Annotated in this window: 1 protein-coding gene; it reads left to right on the top strand. The window is 62.2% G+C overall.

The features are described from left to right. The coding region (locus EYC95_RS29875) for an immunoglobulin-like domain-containing protein (RefSeq protein ID WP_371928449.1) at nt 1-3,925 on the top strand (3,925 nt) is incomplete at both ends.

Below are 3,925 nucleotides of genomic sequence, written 5' to 3'. Positions count from 1 at the left end.
CCAGCGTGAACTTCGTCGCACCGAACGATGCCCTGGCTGGCGGCAGCTCCCTGAGCGTCAAAATCGACGACGCCCAGGGTGGCAATTACGAGAAGCTGGACGTTGACGGCAAGTCGGCGGACACCTCTGTGACCGACTCGGCTGACACCACCACTCTTAGCCTGACAGCAACCGATTCAGTCGCTGAAGGCGGCTCGATCGTTTACACCGCGAACCTGACCAACGCCGCCGGCACGCCGGTCACCGTCACCCTGAGCAACGGCGCGGTGATCACCATCGCGGCTGGCGCCACCAGCGGCTCCGTAACCGTCAAAGCGCCTGCCGATGACGTCTACAAAGACGCCGGCAAAGTCGAAGCGACCATCAAGGACGCGACTGGCGGCAACTTCGAAAGCCTGGTCAAAGACCCGGCAGCCGCCGTGACCAGCGTCACCGACACCCTCGACACGTCGACCGTCACCCTGACGGCCACCAGCACGGTGGCTGAAGGCGGCACCGTGGTTTACATCGCCTCGGTCGGCGCACCTGTCACCGGCTCGCCTGTGATCGTGACGCTGGCCAACGGTCAGACCATCACCATTGCGGTCGGCGCCAGCAGCGGCACCGTCAACGCCGTGGTCTCCAACGATGTGCTGAGCGGCCACGCGCCGGTAAGTAATTCGATCACCAACGTCAGCGGTGGCAACTACGAAAACCTGGTCGCCGATAAAACCCCGGTCAGCACCAGCGTGACCGACACCGTCGACACCACCACTCTTTCGCTGACTGCCACTGGCAACGTCAATGAGGGTGGCTCGATCGTTTACACCGCGACCCTGACCAATCCAGCCGGCACTCCGGTCACTGTGACCCTGAGCAATGGCGCCGTGATCACCATTGCGGCCGGCAAAACCACCGGCACCGTGACCGTTGACGCACCGAAAGACGACGTCTACAAGGACGCCGGCAAAGTCGAAGTCACCATCAAGGACGCCGCCGGCGGCAACTTTGAAAACCTGGTCACCAGCCCGAATCCGGCCGTGACCAACGTCGCCGACACCACCAACACCACACAGCTGACCCTCAGCGCTGACAAGTCTGTGCTCGAAGGTTCGAACATCACCTACACCGCGACCCTGACCAACGCCGCGCAAACCCCGGTGACCGTCAAGCTGAGCAACGGCGAGACCATCACCATCGCGGCCGGCAAGACCAGCGGTTCGGTCACCATCGCGGCGCCAAGCGACGACGTCTATAAGGATGCCGGCAAGCTCACCGTCAAGATGACTGACGCCAGCGGTGGTAACTTCGAAAAACTTGACATCAGCAAGGCGTCGGTAAGCACCACCGTCAAAGACACGGTGGACACGACGTCCCTGTCCCTGTCGGCCAGCCATACCGTCGTCGAAGGTGGCCAGATCACCTACACCGCCACCCTGAGCAACCCGACGGACACGGCGATGACCGTGAAGTTGAGCAACGGCGCAGTGATCAGCATCGCCGCCGGCGCCACCACCGGTTCGGTGAACTTCGCCGCACCGGCCAACACGCCGTACATCGACGGCGGCAAAGTCCAGGCGACGATCGCCAGCCAGAGCGGCGGCAACTTCGAAAAAGTTGTCACCGATCATTCGCCAGCGGTCACCACCGTCACCGATTCGGCTGACACTACCGACCTGAGCCTGAGCGCCACCGGTTCGGTCGCCGAGGGCGGCTCAATTGTCTACACCGCAACCCTGACCAACGCCGCTGGCACCGCCATGACCGTGACGTTGAGCAACGGTGCGGTGATCAACATTGCCAAGGGCGCCACCACAGGGTCGGTGAACTTCGCCGCGCCAAAGGATGACGTCTACAAAGACGCGGGCAAAGTCGACGCCAGCATCACCAAGACCACTGGTGGCAACTTCGAAAATCTGGTAGCCGACAAGACGCCAGCGGTCACCGACGTGACCGACACCATCAACAACAGCACCGTGGCCCTGACTGCTACAGCCAGCACGGTCGAAGGCGGCACGGTGATTTACACCGCTTCGGTCAATGCGCCAGTGACCGGTTCGCCGGTAGTGGTGGCTTTGTCCAACGGCCAGTTCATCACCATCCCGGTTGGCGCCAGTTCAGCTAGCGTGAACTTCGTTGCACCGAACGATGCTCTGGCCGGCGGCAGTTCGCTGAGCGTGAAAATCGACGGCACCACCGGCGGCAACTACGAAAACCTGGTGGCGAATCAAACCCCGGCGGTCACTTCGGTGAGCGACGTCAAAGACACCACCACCCTGAGCCTGAGCGCTTCGGATTCGGTGGCTGAAGGCGGTTCGATTGTCTACACCGCGACCCTGACCAACGCCGCCGGCACCCCGGTCACCGTGAACCTGTCGAACGGCGCGGTGATTACCATCGCGGCTGGTGCGACTGTCGGCTCTGTGACGGTCAAGGCGCCTGCCGATGACGTCTACAAAGACGCTGGCAAGGTCGAAGCGACTATCAAAGATGCTAGTGGCGGCAACTTCGAAAACCTGGTCTCCAGCCCTGCGGCTGCGATCACTGATGTAACTGACACCGTCGATACGTCGACCGTCAGCTTGACGGCCAATAGCAGCGTAGCGGAAGGCGGCACCGTGGTTTACACCGCGTCCGTCACTGCTCCAGTGACCGGTTCGCCAGTTGTCGTGACGCTGTCCAACGGCCAGACGATCACCATCCCGGTCGGTTCGAGCTCCGGCAGCGTGAACTTCGTTGCACCGAACGACGCCTTGGCGGGCGGCACTTCGTTGAGCGTCAAAATCGACGACGCCAAGGGCGGCAACTACGAGAATCTGGATGTCGACGGCAAGTCGGCGAACACCTCGGTTACCGATACGGCTGACACTACGACCCTTAGCCTGAGCGCAACGGATTCTGTGGCTGAAGGCGGTTCGATCGTTTACACCGCCAACCTGACCAATGCGGCCGGCACTCCAGTGACCGTCACCCTGAGCAACGGCGCCGTGATCAACATCGCTGCTGGCGCCACCAGCGGTTCCGTGACCGTCAAGGCGCCTGCCGATGACGTCTACAAAGACGCCGGCAAGGTCGAAACGACCATCAAGGACGCGACTGGCGGCAACTTCGAAAGCCTGGCGAAAGACCCGGCTGCGGCCGTGACTGATGTGACCGACACCGTCGACACATCGACCGTCAACCTGACGGCCACGTCCACCGTGGCTGAAGGCGGCACCGTGGTTTACACCGCATCCGTCACTGCTCCAGTGACCGGTTCGCCGGTCGTAGTGACCCTTTCGAATGGCCAGACCATCTCCATTCCAGTTGGCGCCAGCAGCGCCAGCGTGAACTACTCCGCACCGAACGACGCCTTGGCCGGCGGCGGTTCCCTGAGCGTCAAAATCGACGACGCCAAGGGCGGCAACTACGAGAAGCTGGATGTCGACGGCAAGTCGGCGAACACCTCGGTTACCGATACGGCTGACACTACGACCCTTAGCCTGAGCGCAACGGATTCTGTGGCTGAAGGCGGTTCGATCGTTTACACCGCCAACCTGACCAATGCGGCCGGCACGCCAGTGACCGTCACCCTGAGCAACGGCGCCGTGATCAACATCGCTGCTGGCGCCACCAGCGGTTCCGTGACCGTCAAGGCACCTGCCGATGACGTCTACAAAGATGCCGGCAAAGTCGAAACGACCATCAAGGACGCGACTGGCGGCAACTTCGAAAGCCTGGCGAAAGACCCGGCTGCGGCCGTGACTGATGTGACCGACACCGTCGATACCTCGACGGTCAGCCTGACCGCGACTTCTTCCGTGGCTGAAGGCGGCACCGTGGTTTACACCGCATCCGTCACTGCTCCAGTGACCGGTTCGCCGGTCGTAGTGACCCTTTCGAATGGCCAGACCATCTCCATTCCAGTTGGCGCCAGCAGCGCCAGCGTGAACTACTCCGCACCGAA

Origin of the sequence: Pseudomonas sp. BGI-2 (assembly GCF_004310295.1) — a bacterium.
GTDB lineage: Bacteria > Pseudomonadota > Gammaproteobacteria > Pseudomonadales > Pseudomonadaceae > Aquipseudomonas.
This window is presented reverse-complemented; position numbering and strand designations above follow the sequence as displayed.